This is a genomic window from Gilvimarinus agarilyticus (genome assembly GCF_000832015.1).
Classification (GTDB): Bacteria; Pseudomonadota; Gammaproteobacteria; order Pseudomonadales; family Cellvibrionaceae; genus Gilvimarinus; species Gilvimarinus agarilyticus.
The window spans coordinates 1,083,315-1,102,682 of the sequence record NZ_JXCJ01000001.1; the positions used below are offsets into that span (position 1 = coordinate 1,083,315).

13 protein-coding genes and 1 tRNA gene are annotated in these 19,368 nt (G+C 55.2%); 5 read left to right on the forward strand and 9 right to left on the reverse strand.

All coding sequences use genetic code 11. The annotated features are described in order from the left end of the window. Positions 1–15: 15 nt before the first annotated feature. The 5 genes from SD69_RS04735 to SD69_RS04755 all read right to left on the reverse strand — a co-directional run bounded on the left by SD69_RS04735 (position 16) and on the right by SD69_RS04755 (position 9,735). Positions 16–1,074, reverse strand: a complete 1,059-nt coding sequence (locus tag SD69_RS04735; RefSeq protein ID WP_041522299.1) for an alkene reductase — start codon at positions 1,072–1,074, stop codon at positions 16–18. A gap of 166 nt (positions 1,075–1,240) precedes the next feature. Further along, on the reverse strand, positions 1,241–3,469 hold the full coding sequence (locus SD69_RS04740) for a patatin-like phospholipase family protein (RefSeq protein WP_041522300.1): 2,229 nt from the start codon (positions 3,467–3,469) through the stop codon (positions 1,241–1,243). Positions 3,470–3,545: 76 nt separating this feature from the next. Continuing rightward, a complete protein-coding gene (locus SD69_RS04745) occupies positions 3,546–4,430 on the reverse strand; it encodes a DUF4124 domain-containing protein (RefSeq protein WP_041522301.1) in 885 nt (294 codons plus the stop codon). A 76-nt stretch (positions 4,431–4,506) separates the two neighbouring features. Further along, a complete protein-coding gene (gene ettA, locus SD69_RS04750) occupies positions 4,507–6,171 on the reverse strand; it encodes an energy-dependent translational throttle protein EttA (protein WP_041522302.1) in 1,665 nt (554 codons plus the stop codon). 399 nt (positions 6,172–6,570) lie between these two features. Continuing rightward, complete coding sequence (locus tag SD69_RS04755; protein WP_041522303.1) at positions 6,571–9,735, reverse strand: PKD domain-containing protein; 3,165 nt, start codon at positions 9,733–9,735, stop codon at positions 6,571–6,573. Between the two features lie 258 nt (positions 9,736–9,993). Here SD69_RS04755 and SD69_RS04760 point away from each other — a divergent pair, with 258 nt between their 5' ends. Next, positions 9,994–11,841, forward strand: a complete 1,848-nt coding sequence (locus SD69_RS04760; protein ID WP_041522304.1) for a choice-of-anchor I family protein — start codon at positions 9,994–9,996, stop codon at positions 11,839–11,841. Between the two features lie 200 nt (positions 11,842–12,041). Here the strand turns inward: SD69_RS04760 and SD69_RS04765 are convergent, their stop codons facing one another. The 4 genes from SD69_RS04765 to gcvT all read right to left on the reverse strand — a co-directional run bounded on the left by SD69_RS04765 (position 12,042) and on the right by gcvT (position 15,128). Next, the gene (locus SD69_RS04765) at positions 12,042–13,226 is read right to left on the reverse strand and encodes an HDOD domain-containing protein (RefSeq protein ID WP_041522305.1); all 1,185 of its coding nucleotides are present in this window, start codon (positions 13,224–13,226) and stop codon (positions 12,042–12,044) included. Between the two features lie 76 nt (positions 13,227–13,302). Continuing rightward, positions 13,303–13,581, reverse strand: coding sequence for a hypothetical protein (locus SD69_RS04770; protein WP_041522306.1), 279 nt, complete (start codon positions 13,579–13,581; stop codon positions 13,303–13,305). Between the two features lie 8 nt (positions 13,582–13,589). Continuing rightward, a complete protein-coding gene (gene gcvH / locus SD69_RS04775) occupies positions 13,590–13,982 on the reverse strand; it encodes a glycine cleavage system protein GcvH (RefSeq protein WP_041522307.1) in 393 nt (130 codons plus the stop codon). A gap of 54 nt (positions 13,983–14,036) precedes the next feature. Continuing rightward, positions 14,037–15,128: a glycine cleavage system aminomethyltransferase GcvT gene (gene gcvT / locus SD69_RS04780; RefSeq protein ID WP_041522308.1), complete on the reverse strand. Its 1,092-nt coding sequence runs from the start codon at positions 15,126–15,128 to the stop codon at positions 14,037–14,039. A gap of 258 nt (positions 15,129–15,386) precedes the next feature. On the opposite strand from gcvT, the gene SD69_RS04785 reads away from it, so the two are divergent. The 4 genes from SD69_RS04785 (at position 15,387) to SD69_RS04800 (ending at position 19,213) form a co-directional block, all read left to right on the forward strand. Beyond that, positions 15,387–17,675: an AsmA family protein gene (locus SD69_RS04785; protein WP_041522309.1), complete on the forward strand. Its 2,289-nt coding sequence runs from the start codon at positions 15,387–15,389 to the stop codon at positions 17,673–17,675. After that, entirely contained in the window at positions 17,672–18,745 is a 1,074-nt protein-coding gene (gene mutY, locus SD69_RS04790; RefSeq protein WP_041522310.1) for an A/G-specific adenine glycosylase, read from the forward strand. The genes SD69_RS04785 and mutY overlap by 4 nt, the downstream gene beginning before the upstream one ends. Positions 18,746–18,772: 27 nt before the next feature. Next, complete coding sequence (locus tag SD69_RS04795) at positions 18,773–19,051, forward strand: oxidative damage protection protein (RefSeq protein WP_041522311.1); 279 nt, start codon at positions 18,773–18,775, stop codon at positions 19,049–19,051. A gap of 86 nt (positions 19,052–19,137) precedes the next feature. Beyond that, positions 19,138–19,213 (forward strand) — tRNA-Phe (locus SD69_RS04800). Positions 19,214–19,368: the final 155 nt, after the last annotated feature.

The window sequence follows — 19,368 nt, forward strand, 5'->3', positions numbered from 1 at the left end:
GTTAAGCGGTAGCTTTTAATTGTCACTCAGAAATGGGTAGTCGATATAGCCGGCGCCGTCACCGCCGTGAAAGGTGCTCGGGTCGGGCTGGTTTAACGCCGCATTTTGCGCAAAGCGCTCGGGCAAATCCGGGTTGGCGATAAACTTAACCCCAAAGGCGACGGCGTCGGCTTTGCCTTCGGCCAGCCATTGGTTCGCCTGATCTTTTTCAAAGCCTTCGTTGGCAATGTACACACCGCCAAACAATTGTTTTAAGTCAGGGCCCAAGCTGTCGTCCGCCTCGTGCTCTCGGCTACAAATAAACGCTAGTTGGCGTGTGCCCAGCTCGCGAGCGATATAGCCAAAGGTTTCGGCGGGGCTGTCATCGCCCATATCCTGGCCATCGCCGCGTGGTGCCAGGTGCATGCCGACCCGGCCGGCGGGCCACACCTCTAGCACGGCGTCGGTCACCTCAAGCATCAATCGCGCGCGGTTTTCGAGGGAGCCGCCGTAACGATCGGTGCGCTGGTTGGTGCTGGTTTGTAAAAACTGATCCAGCAAGTAGCCATTGGCGCCATGAATTTCTACCCCGTCAAACCCGGCTTTTTTGGCGTTTTCGGCGCCCTGTTTGAATTGTGCGATTACCTCGGGAATTTCTTCCAGCTCGAGTGCTCGCGGGGTTACGTAATCTTTTTTCGGGCGCACTAAGCTCACGTGGCCGGCCGGTTGAATGGCGCTGGGGGCGACAGGCAATTCACCATCCAGATAAAGTGGGTCGGATATACGTCCTACGTGCCACAATTGCAGCAGTATTTTGCCGCCCTTGGCGTGTACTGCATCGGTAATTTTTTTCCAGCCCGCCACTTGGGCCTCAGACCAAATGCCCGGCGTGTCTGGGTAACCTACGCCCATGGGGGTTACCGAGGTCGCCTCGGTTAAAATCATACCGGCGCTGGCGCGCTGGCTGTAGTACTCCAGCATTAGCTCGTTGGGCACCCGGCCTTCACTGGCGCGACAGCGGGTGAGCGGCGCCATAATAATGCGATTGGCAAGCGTTAGCTCGCCGAGGGTAATTGGATCTTGCAGGCTGGGCATGGTAGCTCTCCGTTCTGGTTGGGGCTAAAGTTCACGCAAGGCAGGTTTCTATCGGTTGCCTGATAATAGATATGGGGCGCTTGTTGGTCATATCAATCCTTGATCAGCATGGTTAACGAAACTTGATTGTCGCTCTGCGCCGCTAAATGCGGTTGTATCTGTTGCGCTAAAAGGTGACGCCAAGATAAACGTAGGCACTTTTTTTACCTGTGTCGGATTCGCCGTAGGCTAGGTAGGTGGGGCCTAGAGGGCTGTCCCAGCCTAAAAAAGCGCTGCCGCTAATAATCAAATCGCTGTAGTCGATTGCATCTTGTTCAAGCCAGGCGTTGCCCATTTCGTACGACAAGCCAAAATACAGCGGAAGATCGAGAATACGGTAGTCGTTGTCGGCGATCCGGTAGGTATAAATTACGCTGGCAAAGCGTGTGTGCTGGCCGCTAATCGAGTCGGCGTCGTTACCTGATAAGTTTAAAAAGCCCCCGAGGCTGGCGCTTCCTATCAGTGAGAGTGGGTCGTCGTTAAAGGTGCTGTGCATGATAATACGACTGCGAACGCTGTGTCGCCCCAGCGAGAAAGCTCCGTTAAGGTCCAACTCTGCTTGCGTGGCCTGACCTTTTTCACTGAGCACTGAAATATTAGTGCGCTTGACGCTGGTATTAAACTTCCAGCCTTGGCGGGGGAAGTTGGCGTTATCCAGGCTGTCAAAGTCCAACGAGAAAATGCCGCCGGCCTCGCTGTAGTCCACCTCGGATTGTTCTAGCTCGGCGGCGATAATGGCCGGCAGCGTTAAATTACCGTCACTGTAGGTGAAGCCGGCAAATAGATCCAATCGATCAAAAGCGTCCCAGCCGATGCCGCTTACGGCGCCGTATTCGTTACCAATTACCTCTCCTAGCGAGGCGCTGTCGATGGTGTAGGAGAATACATCGAGCTCGGCAAACACCTCACCGCTGGCGTAAAATCCTGATGTTTTAAGGGGCCAGTAGAGTTCGGTGGCAAAGTTTTTCTCGGTGCCAAAGGCGGCCGTTGTGTACCACTCGGCGCCATAGGATGATAAATTTGTGCGCCGATACGAGGCGCCCACCTGGTAGCGGCTAAACGATTTTAAGTTATCTTCGAACAGTAATTTAAAATCTAAATAACCTGGGCCCCACTCTTTTTCATCGATCACAGAATTTAGTCGGGTTTTCCCCGCTTGCTTGTCGATACTGGAGCGCGCTCTGGCGATGGTGCCTTGACCGTAGAGCCGCTCAATACCTTGTCGAATCTCTTGGGGGGAGTATGCCTCGCCGGAGGAAATACCCATACGGTGTAAAATATAATTGTCACTGAGCCTGGTATGGTTAGTCAGCGCGATATCGTCAATGAGAATTTTTTTATCGCTTAGCAAAAAATCGGCGGGTGTTTTTGGTCGGGCCGTTGCGTTTAGCTGGGCGATACTTGGGCTGCTTTCAAAAGCGGCTGCGCTGGCAAGATACCCTTGGTCGGCCGCGTCGGCGGCTTTGTCAAAGCTCAGTAAGGTAACGTCGGTGAGTTGCGGGCGAATCAGTACGTCTTGCTCGCCCAGTAATTGAGTTTGTTGGTGCACGTTGTTCACGGTTAAAAAACTGGTGAGCTGGCGCAAAATGCTAAGACCGGATTGCAGCTCGTCGCGGGTCATGGCCGGCGAGCCGATGTCCACAGCAATAACCACATCGGCGCCCATATCTTTGGCAACGCTGATGGGTAAATTATTGGCAATGCCGCCGTCCACCAGCAGCCGACCATCGCGCTCGATGGGGCGTACTACCCCCGGCAGCGACATAGAGGTTTGCAGCGCGGTGGTAAGATCACCGCGATCGAGTATAACCTGCTCGCCGGTTTCGATGTTGGCGGCGACTGCGCGAAACGCAATAGGGAGGTCGTCAAAGCTGTTAAAGATGACGTGGGTGCCCATTAGCTCGTCCAACAGGGATTTCATGCCCTGACCTTGCAAAAAGCCTTGCGGCAGCTTCAAGCTCGTGCCGTCAAACCCTAAATTCAACTGGATGGGGAATTCGTCCATCTGTCGTTTGCGGCGGTTGGGTATTTGGCCGCGGGGTAGATCGTCGTGGTAGCCGGCGTCCCAGTCGGCTTGCTCAAACAGGTGCAGGATTTCATCGTCGGTTTTGCCGCTGGCGTATAACGCCCCGACAAAGGCGCCAATGCTGGTACCCACAACCATATCGACGGCGATCCCGCGCTCTTCCAGGGCCCGGATAACCCCAATATGGGCGCCGCCACGGGCACCGCCGCCGCCAAGTACCAGTGCCACACACGGCCGCTCGAGTTCGGCGGGGCAGGGGGGTGGGTTGGCAAACGCTTTGGCCGAGCACAGGCAAAGTAGAGCCAAAACCGTGGTTGCGATTCGAGTCATGCCGCTCCTGGTAGATTTTTAAACGTACCGGCTATTAAAGAATGTTCGCGTTTAAATTACCAGTGATGCGGCGCAACTAATGCCCCGCCGGAAAAAATGCCCGCTGGATTAAGTCGTGGCCTACCGGGTCATACTCGCCAAGCTCTTGCTGATCAAAGGGGTAGTGATAGTTATTGTAAAAATAAGTCTTGGCCAGCTCGGCAAAATACTCGCGCTGGTTGGTAAGGGCGTAGGCCTTGTCGATCGACTTGCCGCCCTTAGTTTTGGCCTGGTAATACAGCCGTTGCCGATTGGCGTTGATAAACGCCTGCTTGGTCGGGTGGTACAAGGTTGGGCGGTGGTAGTAATAATACGCGTGGCTTAGTTCGTGTATCGCCGTGCGGGTGGCCTGTGTGTCGTTGTAGCGGTTCACGTAATCGTCGGCCGAGCGCACAATAATAGCGTCGTCAAAACGTGTGGACACATGATTGCCTTTACGGAAATACCACTGGCCACCTTTGCGTCCACCGCTGCTGGATTCATCACCTAAAAAAATATAGTAGCGGATGCCACTCATCTCGGCGCGCGCGCTGGCCGGAAAGTAAAGCTTTGCTTTGTTGATGATTCGCTCAAGCTTCTGCGCCGCCTGTTGGGCCAGCGTAGGGTTGTTGTCCCACAGTGATTGCTCGACGGTAATAGGGATGCTGAAGCCGCTTAGCTCTTTGTAGTGACGGTAGCGGTAGTTGTGATACTCCTCGCTGACCACTTCACCAAACTGCGAGTGAATATTGGCGCTCGGCAGGTCGAGCTCGTCGGTTTGTTGTGCGCTGAGGCAGTTGCGGGCGCTATCGGTAAAGGTGATGTTGCCGCTGGCATCTTCGCAGCGAAACATCGATTGGGCGTGGGTGGCTAGGGGAATAACGAGTGCCAGTACCAGGGCCAGCTTACGGTACGGTTTGTGGCAGCGGGTAAATAAAGCCATGCAAGTCATTTCCTATGAGCTTACGCAGCGAGGCGAACACCACCGGTAAATAAACGTGGTGCTCGCCCGTGCAGGGTTACCCTTTAAGCGGCTTGTACTTAACCCGCTTAGGTTGGGCATCGTTGCCTTTACGCTTCACAAAATCTTCATGGTAATCGGTGTAGTTACCTTCAAAGAAGACCGCCTCTGAGTCGCCTTCGTACGCCAGAATATGGGTGGCAATCCGATCCAAAAACCAGCGATCGTGCGAAATAACCATCACGCAGCCGGGGAAGGCTAAAATCGCGTCTTCCAGTGCGCGCAGGGTCTCAACGTCCAGGTCGTTTGATGGTTCATCCAGCAGCAAAACGTTGGCGCCTTGCTTTAGGGTGTTGGCCAGATGCAAGCGGCCGCGCTCACCACCGGATAACTCGCCGACGCGTTTTTGCTGATCGGAGCCTTTAAAATTAAAGCGCCCCACGTACGAGCGGCTTGCTACTTCGTAGTTGCCGATGCGCAAAATATCTTGCCCGCCCGAGATTGCCTCCCACACGGTTTGTTTGTCTTGCAGGTTCTCACGGCTTTGCTCTACGTAAGCGACATTAACCGTCTCGCCCAAAGTAATGGTGCCGCTATCGGGTTGTTCGGTGCCGGCAATCATACGGAACAAGGTCGACTTACCTGCACCGTTACCGCCGACAATGCCCACCACGGCGCCTTTGGGTACGCTCATGGTTAGGTTGTCAATCAACAAGCGATCGCCATAGCCTTTGCTGACGTTTTCCAGTTCGATAACTTTATCGCCCAAACGCTCACCGGGCGGAATGTAAATCTCGTTGGTTTCGTTGCGGGTCTGAAACTCCTGGCTTTGCAGCTCGTCAAACCGTGCCAAGCGCGCTTTGCTTTTAGCCTGGCGGCCTTTAGGGTTGGTGCGCACCCACTCAAGCTCGGCTTTAATGGCTTTTTGGTGCGAGGCTTCGGCCTTAGCTTCTTGCTCCAGGCGCTTTTCTTTGGTCTCCAGCCAGTTCGAGTAGTTGCCCTCGTAGGGGATACCGTAGCCGCGGTCCAGCTCTAAAATCCACCCGGCGGCGTTGTCCAAAAAGTAGCGATCGTGGGTAATGGCCACCACGGTACCGTTAAAGTTTTGCAGAAACTGCTCTAACCAGTGAACACTCTCGGCATCCAGGTGGTTGGTAGGCTCATCCAATAGCAGCATATCCGGGCGCGATAACAGTAACCGGCACAGGGCGACACGGCGACGCTCACCACCGGATAGCTTGGTGACATCGGCGTCCCAGGGCGGCAGGCGCAAGGCGTCGGCGGCGATTTCCAGGGTGTTGTCCAGATTGTGGGCATCCCACGCCTGAATGATATCTTCGCAGCGCGCTTGCTTTTTGGCCAACTCATCAAAGTCGGCATCGGGCTCGGCGTAAGCGGTGTAAATACCCTCCAGCTCGGCCAGTGCATCCACGGCCTCGCGCATGCCGTCTTCCACATTACCGCGCACGTCTTTTTCCGGGTCGAGCACCGGCTCCTGCGGCAGGTAACCGATTTTAATGTCCGGCATGGGGCGGGCTTCACCGTTAAATTCGGTGTCAACGCCGGCCATAATGCGCAGCAGGGTGGATTTACCCGAGCCGTTTAAACCCAGTACGCCGATTTTGGCGCCGGGGAAAAACGACAAAGAGATGTCTTTTAGAATTTCACGCTTAGGCGGGACGACTTTGCCCACCCGATTCATGGTGTATACGTACTGTGCCATTTAGCTTGCCTCGTGCTGGCCGCCAGCGGGCGGAGAGGGCCGGAGTCGGCCGATTGCAGATAAACGCGCAAGTTACCGAAAGGCGCCGGTGTTTTCAATCTTTTATGGCCTGCTGGCAGCCGGAATGGGGTAGAGCCGCTGCCCCACCGTTTTCACGCTTGTTCGCTGAATATGGCATAGCGCCCTAGTGAGCTCTTCATTTACCTAAACGGCGCGCAAAAAAAAGCGAGCCTTTAATGCTCGCTTTTAACGCCAAGAGCTTGTAAACCAAACATTTCATGCGCTCTTGCAAAACCGCTAGCGGCAGATACATAACAGTCTGATCTGCCTGATTCCATGTATTAATTACAGAGAAACAGTAGGCATTAGTTCATCTGAATCAAACCTCGCCAGTGTCCATTACGGGTTACTGCTCGGAAGCAACGCCTGCTCCGGCCTAAACAGTGTATTCGCGGGCGGATTCGTTAGCGTATTGCAGCCGTCACTATAACAGGCAAGATGACACGTAATATCGCCAGTATTCGCTGAGGGATCAAAGTTTAAACACTCCTGCCTGCCTGCCGTATCCAGTGTGTAAAGTCTGTACGCCTCTCTGGCATTGACACAGCGCCGAAACTCTAGCACCCGGTCGCCGATCTTGATGATATCGTTCATAGCATAGGGCAAGGTATCCGGGCACCGGTACGTCATTGCCAACACCAGGTCAAGGTCTGTACAGGGCACCTGATTGGGTAAGTCACCACACTGCAAAGCATCTGTGCCCGGCAGATTCAAGTCGGTATTAATCTGAATGTCGCCACTCGCCTGAGCAACCCGGCCGACAGAGTCGGTCACGCTCAATGTTACGGCCAATTTATACTCCTGAAACACTCGATTGTAAGGATCAACGTCAGGAAGCGTGACCACCGGGTTGTTACCGGTTGCCTGTATATCGCCCGCTGTGATCGCCGGTGTTGCGGATATGATGGGATGGATATCCCAACCATACTGGTATGGCGGCGTACCGGCCGTGGCGCGCCCCTGCAAGGTCACGGTAAGGTCTTCAACTTTAACCACCGACGGCAAGCTGACCGCCGCAACCGGTGGTGGCCCCGTTGGAATTGGCGGCGCACTTACGGTAACAACTTGCGAAACCGCCACACTGTTACCAACTCGGTCGAGTGCCAGTATCTGAAACTCCAATACATCGTCCGCCGCGCCGGCAGCCAAAGTTGGGGCGGTAAACGTCCAGTTACTTTGCCGCTCGGCAGGCTTACTGGAGTCCGCCCCCTGCAAGGTGGCAGCTGAACCGTGCACCTGCGTAATAAAGTAGTGGTAGTGATCCTCATGGGGGAACTGCACCCCACCGGTTGGGCTGGGGGCGCTGATCGACACCAACTGGCCGCTGTCTACAGTCATAGGCGTGAGGGTGCCTACATTGAGCGTTGGCGCCAGGTCATTGACCTGAACTAACACATTGCGCTCGACGTTTTGGGCGCCATCGTCAACATGCACATGAAATTGCAATAACGTAGGMCCACTTACAGCAGGCGCTTCAAAGGTAGCCACTCGGCTATCGGCGTTTCCTAGCCGTATATCCGGCCCTCCCGACACCTTAAGATATGTCCACTCATACTGATACGCAGAGCTACCCTTACCCCCAGCGACGTTTGCCGCTAAATTCACGTTATCGCCTTCGGAAACCACCAGACCTTCAGCTCCACCGCTGAAGATGAGTGGGTCATCGTGGCGCGGAACACGTTGTGGCGGTAAAACTTGTGGGGGCTCGGCCGGTGCGGGAGCAATCGAAGGTGGCCGCACCACAACCACAGGCAGGGCTTGTGTAATTGTGGCGCCTTGAGCATCAAGGCCTGTGATCTCAAAAGTCGCGTGCGCACTGTCCTTCTTAAGTGCTGGAGCCGTCACCGCTATATCAGTGAAACCACTGCCCGCCGGGACAGTTTCTACTGTCATGGCCGGTCCTGAGGTTTGGGCCACCGTTAGGTTACTCAACATTGTATTGAGTATCGTCACGCGCTCACCGCTAATGATCAGCCGTTCTGACAGAGGGGTTACCAGCAGCGGAATATCGCCCGTACTGGGAAGGGGTTCAGGTGTCACCTGAACGCTGGCCTGCGCAGTGCGCTGCGTGCCATTGGCATCCGTGAGCGTCGCCTCAAACGACAGGGTTTCTGTTGCGCTGACCACTGGTAAATCAACGGTTACCAAATTCAGTGCCGTATCGGACAAAGATGCCTGCGTACCGCTTGTTTGTGCCCAAGACCAATTATAGGGCTTAACCCCACCTCCGTAGGTCATACCCAGCTGCACGGTTGTGCCGCCCGTTGCAATCAAGACGTGCGGGGCCAGCAGGCGTAACGCCTGTGGTGGCACCTGTGGCGGATTCAGTATCGGATGAGGCACAGGCGCGACTTGTGTATCCGGGCGAGATTGCAACGGCTGCTCAACCTGTAATGGGTGTAGCTGGGGAAACGCAATAGGGAAGGGTTGCGGTACAGCATCCGGAACTTGGGGGGGAGCTGCAACAGGAACCAGCTGAGGGGTGGGCGGCTGCACCTCTACGCTATGATGAGCAGTCGCAGTATCACCAGTCGTTGGGTTGTGTGTTTGTACCTCAAAGTGTAAGACTCCGCCCTGAGGCAAGTTGGGTGCTACAAAACTTGGGTTCGGTGTGTTAGCGTCCGTTAGGCTCACCTGGGGCCCTGCAGGCGAAATTTGTTGCCAAGTATAATTCTGCCCTGTGCCACTGCCACGAGCATGCAGCGACACGTGATGCCCCCCTTGTACCACCCGATGAGGACTGCCTACAGTGACAATGTCGCTTTCCTCGGGCAATACCGTGACTGCGATTTTACTGGGCAAGCCCGGCCCTTGAGAATCGGTAATTCGCAACTCAAACGATAACAGTGTGTTGATGCTCACTACCGGAGCTGTGAAGGTCAAGGTCGCGGTACCTGCCCCCTGCAGAGTGACTTTCGGGCCGCTCTCCTGGCTCCAGCTGTAGGTGACGTCTCCCTTGGCCTGTTCGACAAAAGCATGCAACGTAGTAGTTAGCCCCGAGAACACCTCTTGCTGATCACCGCCGGCGATAACCGCTTTCGCTTCAAATGGCAATGTCTCGATCCGGCGAGCCGCGGGCACCCACGAAGATCTATCGCCACAGGATTCCCCGGCTTCATCGGCACATGCATTGACGCTATAACAGTAGGCTTGTGGGGCGGCTAACGGAGGGTAATCGTCCAGTAGCGGTGTGTTTGTTATCTGTCTAGCTCCACTACAACTATCGCTCGTTACCCCGGCACACAAATCTTCAGTCTCTCCCTCCGGCGCCTCGCAGCGCAGAACAGTATAAACCTTGGCATTTTCGACTTGCGACCAGGTTAGCTCCACACCATCGACGCTTCCCTTCGCCTGAACATTTACCGGAGCCTCGGGTAGCTCCTCGGGCAGCTCAGGTAACGGTGGATTAACCGGAATCTCTTGGTGCGAATCACTACAGGCACTAAGAAGCAGCGTCAAAAGTGCTGCAACCGGCAAACGCCATCGGGAAGGGGCAGTGTTCATCTGTTATCACTCTTTAGGGAAAGCGTAAATATAGCAAAAAGGCCAACTACCGTACACTTAATGTCTAGAGTCAATGGGGCAATGTGTTGGTTGTTGTCCCTCTGCTGCAGAACGGGCGAAAGCTCCGTTTAGTACGAAAACGCTGCTATCAGATCTTGATTTCCGAGAAGGTGCCTGATGCCGTGACAGGCTGTCGCCACAAACTTGTAACAATCGCTTAGTAGGCTCTTGCGCACAAAAATCAATCTGGAGTCTGTTATGAGAAAGAGTTTTCCTTACATCCTGGCGGCGTGTAGTGCCTTGGCGCTGGTTGGCTGTGGTAGCGATGATGACGATGAAAGCAGCGAAATTGTCGTCGAGACCCCAAACTCAATCGAACTGCAATTTGCCGGCCGTTACAGCGCGGGCCAATTTGACGAGAGCGCGGCTGAGATACCCGCTTACGACGCCGCGAGCCAGCGCCTGTTTGTGGTTAACGCCGAAAAAGGCATGTTGGATGTATTGGACTTATCGGACCCAGCCAACCCCAGCTTGATTGATACCATTGCTGCCAGCAGCGTGATTGCCGACGGTGAAGTTAACTCGGTGGCGGTGCGCGACGGTATTGTGGCCGTAGCCATTGAGGCCGACATTAAAACCGATACTGGTGCGGTGGCACTGTACAACGCCGATGATCTGAGCATGATCGCGAGCGTAGCCGTAGGTGCGCAGCCCGATATGCTGATTTTTACCCCAGACGGCAATTATGTATTAGTGGCCAACGAAGGCGAGCCGAGCGACGATTACCAAATCGATCCGCAGGGCTCGGTGTCGATTATCGACATCACGGATATGGCTAACCCTAGTGCCATGACCGCTGGGTTTACCAGCTTCAACAGTCAGCGCGATTTGCTGATCGCGGACGGCGTGCGCATCTATGGCCCCAACGCCAGTGTCGCCCAAGATTTAGAGCCCGAGTACATTGCCGTATCGGCCGACAGCCAAACCGCCTGGGCGGTGCTGCAAGAGAATAACGCTGTTGCCCGTATCGATATTACCTCGGCTCATGTGCAACAAATTCTCTCGCTCGGTTACAAAGATCACGGCCTTGATGGCAACGGCATTGACCCGAGCGACGACGGCCAGATTGCAATTGCTACCTGGCCCGGTGTGCGTGGCCTGTACTTGCCCGATGCGATTACCGCCTACGAAGCCAATGGCATGACCTACCTGGTTACCGCCAACGAAGGCGATGCGCGCGCTTGGGGTGAAGATAACGACGACTACTGGGCTGGTGACTCCAGCAAAGGTTTTGTCGAAGAGTTTCGTGTAAAGCACTTGGTACACGCCGATGGCTTTGATCGTCGTGCCAACGATGACTTGCCACCACAACTGCGAGAGCTGGCGGCCGGTGCACTGCTTAACCCAACCACCTTTAGTTACTGTGGCGCCACCGCAGGTGACCCGGGCGATTGTCGCGATGATGAAACGCTTGGACGCTTAAACATCACCTGGACCGAAGGCTATCGCCAGCATGCCGATGGTTCACCGGTTATGTTTGATGCCGCCGGTAACGAGTCGAGCGACGGCGACCGCATTATGTACGACAACCTTTACAGCTACGGCGCGCGCTCGTTCACTATTTGGGATGATGAAGGCCAACTAGTGTGGGACTCGGCCGATGCTATAGAGCAGCTGTTAGCCGGCGACGATTGCATGTTAAGTGCCACGCGCGACATCCCGTGCAAGGACTTCTTTAACAGCGCCCACGACGAAGGCAGCGCAATCGATAGCCGCAGCGATGCCAAAGGCCCCGAGCCCGAAGGTTTAACCATCGGCAGCATCGGCGATAAAACGTTTGTGTTTGTTGGCCTGGAGCGTATGGGCGGTGTCTTGGTATACGACATCACCAACCCCGACGCGCCCGTGTATCAGGATTACTTAAACACCCGTGAAGACTGGGTAACCGAAGACGCCGAAAGTATTTTGGCCAGCATCGGTGACCTGGGCCCAGAGGGCTTAGTGTTCATCTCCGCCGAAGACTCACCCACCGACGATGCGTTAGTGGTAGTGGGGAATGAGGTGAGTGGTACTACGGTGATTTACAAGATCGCACAAACGTTTTAAATCGTTTTTGATAGTTCTAAAAAAGGGGCGTCGACTTGAGTCGACGCCCTTTTTTAATTCAAGAGTCCTGTACTGATCGTCTTTTTAGTTAGCTAAACTTTGACGCGCTATAGGGCGTTGATTGCGCCACTAAGCGCACCGAAACGCTTTGTCGTTTTTTGGGGGGGCGCTTTTGCATCATGTTTTATTAAGCGCACTCGCTAGGGTTCTTGCTGCGGCTCACTAGTGTGTGAGTGCGGTAAGTCATTGGGAGTCAGGCGTAGTTGCCTGCAGAGCTTTTCTTGCTCCAGGGTGTGGTCACCCTCCATGGCAATACATGCGGCCAAGCGCATAAGTAATAGCTCGGGGTTAACTTGGCCACTGGTGGTGGAGTAAGTTGCGCCGATGCGCTCTCGTAAGGTTAGCGGTACGCGCCATTTGATTTTTAGTCGGTTGCCATATTCGGCGGCGTATTTTTTGAGTGCGCTTGCTATCTCGTCGTCGCTCGCTTGTCCGCCCGAGTCGATGTAAAGCTGCACCGCATCCAGTACCGCGCAATCTCCCAAACGAACCATTAATCCGGCGGTATAACAGTTGGCGACGTTAAGCTTTAATTGTTTGGCGAGCAACGCTGCGTACTCGGCCAGTTGCTGTGACTCTCGGGCGAACTGCTGCGCCAGCGTTTGCAGCGGCGCATGCTGCAAACGAGACTCACCCGCTAGCGAGAGCGCCAACACCTGGGTTAACGCCATATCGACGCCCACCGCTGAAATAGCCTCACGCAAGGTGGCAATGGCACGTCCAGCACGCGTCATAAGGCTGCTATTGGCGAGACCTATAAGGCGCGCGGTAATGGCTGGGTCGCGCTGCCATTGTTGCGCAAGCTCTGATGCTGAGGGTTGATCTGCCTGGGTAATAGTGCAAAGTGCCGCCTCGGTGCCAGGCATGATGGTAAGGCGTTTAAGCACTTGTTCGACGTCGCCGACAAAAGCGTCAAGTGGAGGAACGTCTGGGGCATCGTCGATGTTTATGGGCGCGTTATGGCCCGCAAAGTAAGGTTTCAGCCGTTCCATGACAATGTCCGGCGCGAATGGTTTGACAATAAACTCGTTAACTTTATATCGGGCGCTGTCGGTAACGGTTGCCCGGTCGCCGCGGCCGGTAATCATAACAATGGGTAGGTCGGTGTCTTTGGCTCGAATCGCTTTGACGAGCGCTGAGCCCGTTTGTTGGTTGGGCAAATTCCAGTCGCACAGTAATAAATCGATAGGGTTTTTCTGCCAAAGGGATAGCCCTGCCTCGACTGTTTCGGCAATGTGGATATAGACACGACTATCGAGTCCACGCAGCAGCGTTGCTAGTAGCTCTTGCATGGCTAGATCGTCTTCAACAATTAAGACGTGCATAAACTAGTCTCGGGCTCGGTGAGTGTGCGTATTCGTCATTAGTGTTGCCGTAGCCCGTTGTGTTGCCCAGTCGGGCTTATTTATTGCCCCAAATCTTCGCCACCGCCCGGTCCTCGCCCAGTAACCCCACCAGCAGCCCATAGCTGCCCGCTAAGATAAAGACGACCACCGGGAAATAGTAGCCCGGGTCGGCATCGGCGGGAATTAGCCATGCGGCCAGTGCGCCTAACCCGACAAAGATTACGCCAAAAAACAGCAAAATTTTGCGGCTTAATGGTTTGTAGTGGTAGGGCTCGGTACCAGACTCGAGCCCATTTAACAGTGGTGCGAAGATTTTACGCAGGGCGTTTTTCACGGGGCGGCTCAATCTTCGGCTTCGATGGCATTTTGGTAGCCATCGGCGTCCAGCGCGTCATCCAACTCAGACAGGTCGGTTGGCTTTACTTTAAAAAACCAGCCGTCGTCGTAGGGCGATTCATTCACTTGTTCGGGCGAGTCTTCCAGCGCTTCGTTTACGGCGATGACTTCGCCGGTCACGGGCGAGTAGATGTCCGAGGCGGCTTTTACCGACTCGACGACGCCGGCTTCTTCGCCGGCGGCCACATTGCTGCCTACCTCTGGGGTTTCGACGTAGACGACGTCGCCCAGGCTGTCCTGGGCGTGATCGCTGATGCCGACGGTGACCGTGCCGTCTTCTTCAACACGAGCCCACTCGTGGCTGGGCAGGTACTTTAATTCTTTGCGAATATCGCTCATGGTTGTGTCCTTAAATAGAAAGTAGGCTCAAAAAGTGTAGACCTAAGTGATCGATTAAACGAGCGCCTCGCCGTGGCGCACAAAGCTGGGTTTAACCACCTCGACGTTAACGGTTTTGTTGCGCAGGTTGACCTCGGCGGTGTCGCCAATGGTGCCAGGCACGCGGGCCAGGGCAATGGAGAAACCAAGAGTGGGTGAGAAGCTGCCGCTGGTAATCATACCCGAGGCGTCGTTACCCACGACGCTGACCGCCTGGCCGGCACGCAGTACACCGCGTTCGCGCATGACCAGACCAACCAATTTGGTATCTGGCCCGCCGTTGGCCTTTATGTCTTCGAGAGGCGCGCGGCCAATAAAGTCGCGCTGGTCGTCCTCGAGGGCGATGGTCCAGCCCATGTTGGCCACCAGGGGTGAGGTGGTCTCGTCCATCTCGTGGCCGTAAAGATTCATGCCGGCCTCCAGGCGCAGGGTATCGCGCGCGCCCAAACCGCAAGGTGCTACGCCGGCCTTGACCAGAGTTTGCCACAGCTGGCAGGCGGCATCGCCGCTTAACATAATCTCCAGGCCATCTTCACCGGTGTAGCCGGTGCGGGCAATAAACCAGCCCTCGCACTCTACACCGCAAAATACCTTGAGGTTGCTGATCGCCTCAGCTTGCGCATTGCTCGCGGCAGCTTGTACTTTGTCGATGGCCTCGGGGCCCTGCACGGCGATCATCGCCAGTTCGGGGCGCTCGGTAACGCTGACGTCAAACTCGCTGGCATGCTCGTTCATCCATTTTAGGTCTTTGTCGCGCGTGGCGCAGTTGACCACCACGCGATACCAACCGTCGAGGTTGTAAACGATTAAATCGTCTATCACGCCACCGGATGTGTTGAGCATGCCGCTGTATAAGGCTTTGCCGGGCTTGTCATCGAGCCGCGCGACATCGTTGGCCAGCAGCTTGCGCAAGTAGGCGCGGGCATCGGCGCCCGTGACGTCGACAACGGTCATGTGAGATACGTCAAACAGGCCCGCAGCGCGGCGCACCTGATGGTGCTCTTCGATTTGCGAGCCATAGTTGATAGGCATATCCCAGCCGCCAAAATCCACCAGTTTGCCGCCGGCGGCTTTGTGCAGATCGTATAGTGCGGTTTTGTGTCCCATGGAGTCACCCTCAGCGCTGCGCAGGTGGCAGCCTTAAAGAGCGCTATTTTAGCGCGAGCGGGGCCGCTATAACCACCCGTAGAGCGTATTAGTGGATAGAATTCATGGCTTTTGTGCCTGTGGCGGCCCGGAAGTTCACTCGCGCAGGGCGCGAATTTATTGCTGAGTGCACTGGCGCGCAAAATAGCGTGTTTGTCACGCGGGCGCCCGCCACAAGTGCTATGCTCTGGCTTTACCCGATTACTCAAGGAGATGGTGGTGAAAACGCTATTAAAGGTTCTGGTCGTGTTGCTGTTGTTGGTCGTGCTGGCCGTTGCCGCATTGTTTTTTTGGCTGGACCCCAATATCTTTAAGCCGCGCATCAAAGCGCTGGCGGCCGATCAGGGTATCGCTCTGGAGATTGCCGGCGACATTGGTTGGCAGTTTTGGCCCAGCATCGGCATCGAGGTCGAAGACATTAGTGTTGCCGCCCTCAGTACGCCCGACGAGCAACTGGCGCAACTCGGCAGCGCCAGTTTACTGGTTGCTACCCGGCCGCTGTTTGATCGCGAGCTACAGGTCGAGCACCTTATTATCGATGGCGCGGAGCTAGCCTTTGAGGTAGATAGCTCGGGTGCCAGCAATTGGAACCGTCTGGCTGAAGAGGCTAAGCGCAAAGCGGAACAAGCCGGTAGCCGCGCTGATCAAATACCAGCAGATGCCGTAGCGGCGGTGGATAAAGGCGAGCGCCAAGCTGCCCCAGAGGTGACCCCCGAGGCCGATACTAGCGCCGCCAGTGGCGGCGAGCTAAATCTGGCGGTAGAGGCCATTAGTATTACCGATGCCGCGGTGCAATACCGCGATGCCACCACCAACCGCAGCGCGGACTTCACCATAGGGAGCCTTAAGCTCACCGACTTTAATGTCGATAACCGCCCCTTTGCGCTAAACGCTCAGTGGCAGGCCAATGTGAAAGATCCCGCTATGTTTGCCGAGCGCACGTTACAGCTAGGCGGCGAGCTTAGCGCCGAGGTGCAATTGGCCGCCGACTTGTCGCAAGTGTCGATTGCCGCCGGTGAGCTGGCACTGGATATCAGCGGCCTTGGTGAAAAGGCTTCGCTTAACGCCGGGTTTGATATGCAGTTAGAAAACCCCACGCAAGAGCTGGTGTATCGCGGCCAGTTAGCGCTATCGCCGGTTAATCTCAAAAAACTGCTGGCGAGTTTGGGGCAGAGCGTACCCATAACAGCAGAGGCCGACGCGCTGACGCACCTAAGTCTAAACACCAGTGTGTCGGGCAGCACCAGCTCGATCAGTCTTGCGCCGATTACTCTGGAGCTTGATGAGACGACCGTAAATGGCGAGCTGGCCGTGACGGACTTTAATCGTATGGCGGTTGAGGTCACCCTGACCGGGGATCGAATTAACGTCGACCATTACTTGCCGCCTAAATCCGAGCAGCCTGAGGTGGCAAAAGCAGATAAAGCACCGGCTAAACCCAAGGCGTCGGATAATGCTGGTACACAAGCGAAACCCGCCGGCGATGAGCCTTTAATTCAGCTCGATACGGTGAGGGCGCTTAACGCCCGGGTGCGTATCGATTTGGGTGAGGCGATTGTTAGCGGTTTAACCACGCAAAATTTGCGGTTGCGTTTAAACGCCGCCAACGGTTTGGTGCAATTATCGGAGGTGAGTCTTGACGCTTATCAAGGGCATTTGCAGGCATCGGGCAAGCTTGATGGCCGAGGCCCCACGGCACGTATCAGCAGTGTGGCAAAGATGAATGGCCTGAATGTGGCGCCACTGCTAAGCGACTTAGCGCTGGATGAAAAAATGCAATTAACGGGTTTGATGAATCTGGACGCTACGGCTAATACCAGTGGCCTGACCATGAACGAATTGATGCAAACGGCGGTGGCCGACGCCCAGTTTGATGGGGTGCAAGTGACGGTGGCCCCCATAAACGTCGAGCAGTATTTTTGTCAGGCGATTTCGTTTGCCAAAGATTTACGCGAAAAAGATGAGGCCGATACGGGCGCCAGCTCTGAGCCCTCTGCAGCGCAAAATGTAAGCGAGCAAGATTGGCCCGAGCTGACGCAGATGCACGATTTGCAAGGGCGGGTAAAACTGCGCGAGCAAGTCATCACCATCGAAAGTTTTACCGCCGGCGTCGAGCAATTATTGCTGGGGCTAAATGGTCAGGTTGATTTGGCCGGGCAAACGTTTGATTTACGTTTACCGCTAACCTTAGAGCAGCGCTCCACCAGTGAACAGGGCTGTACGGTGAATAGCAATTATTGGGTTAACCGCAGTTTGTCGCTGTTGCGCTGTCGCGGCTCAATCACCGAGCTTGCCCCGGCTAAAGATTGTCGGCTGGATTCAAAAGCGTTAGAGTCGCTGCTCGGTGACTACACCAAGTATCGCCTGCAAAAAGAGTTGACCCGCAAGCTCGGCGCCGATGAGGCCGACGGCGATGAAGAAACCGACCCGACCAAAGCGGCCGTTAAAGGTTTGCTTAACCAATTTTTAAATAAAGACAAAAGTCAGGACAAAAAACAAACAGAATGACCGATAATTTTTCGGCGGCCGTGCTCGATTGGTTTGATCGACATGGCCGCAAACATTTACCCTGGCAGCAAAACATCACTCCCTACCGTGTCTGGTTGTCTGAGATCATGCTGCAGCAGACCCAAGTTACCACGGTTATCCCTTACTTCGAGCGTTTTACCGAGCGCTTTCCGAGTGTTGCCGATTTAGCTGCGGCACCAGTGGATGACGTACTGCACCTATGGACCGGGCTTGGCTATTACGCCCGCGCGCGCAACTTGCATCGCTGTGCCCAGCAAGTGGTGAATGATTTTGCCGGAGAATTTCCCTCCACCGTAGACGAGCTAGCCTTGCTACCCGGTATTGGCGAGTCCACCGCCGGCGCCATAGTCAGTATCGCTTTTGGTAAAACCGCCACCATCTTAGATGGCAATGTGAAACGGGTGCTCGCCCGCTATCACGCTATTGAAGGCTGGCCGGGCCAAAGTGGGCCGTTAAAGGCCTTGTGGCAGGTTGCGCGGCAGCACACGCCAGCCGAACGCTGCAACCACTACACCCAGGCGATGATGGATTTAGGGGCTACTGTGTGTACCCGCACCAAACCTCAGTGCGAGCGTTGTCCATTGGGCGATGGTTGCGTGGCACGCGCCACTGGCACCCAGTTACAGTACCCGGGTAAAAAGCCGAAAAAAGACAAGCCGGTTAAAGCCACCTATTTGCTCATGTTGCGCGCCCCCAGTGGTGATCTCTTGTTGCAACAGCGACCGCCGCAGGGTATCTGGGGGGGGCTATGGAGTTTTCCGGAGTTGGCGTTAGAGCAGTCGGTTACGCAATACTGCGATCAGCATTACGGTGCGACGGGCGAGATCGAGTACTGGGATAGTTACCGCCACACGTTTAGCCACTATCATTTAGATATCACGCCGGTGCTAATACAATTACCCGAGCCGGCGACCGGCGTTATGGCGCCCGGTAAGGCGCTTTGGTATAACGTCAGTCAGCCGCCCAATGTGGGGCTCGCTGCGCCGGTAAAACGCCTGCTCGAGCAGCTACACCAATTGGCGCCACTGTCTGTTAACATGGCGCGGTAGATTTTTGCGTAGACATCAGGAGATTTTATGAGCCGAACGGTCATGTGCCGCAAGTACAAACAAGAGTTGCCGGGCCTTGCTCAGCCGCCGTTTCCTGGCCCCAAAGGCCAAGACGTTTACGATAACGTGAGCCAAAAAGCCTGGCAGGAGTGGATGAGCCACCAGACAATGCTCATCAACGAAAAACAATTAAACCTTATGGACACCGGCACCCGGGTCTATCTTGGTGAACAAATGACCAAGTTTTTGTCTGGGGAAGACTATGATGCCGCCGAAGGCTATGTTCCCCCCACAGAAGACAAATAATTTGCCTTTGACCCCTTGACTCAAAGCGACTCAAACGGTTTAATACGCGCCTCTTGTGACAGCGGCTGCACAGCTGCCAACGCAAAGCCCAGATAGCTCAGTCGGTAGAGCAGTGGATTGAAAATCCTCGTGTCGGTGGTTCGATTCCGCCTCTGGGCACCATACAAGTTAAAAGGCTCGGTCTTCGGATCGGGCCTTTTTTGTATCTGCGGGTTTGGTTCGGGCGTAATCGATTCAGCTTTTTAGGGGGGAGCGGTTGATCTGAGTCTCAGGCCAGGCTGCTCTACCTACGTTTTAGCGTTGGTGCTTCTCCTCCT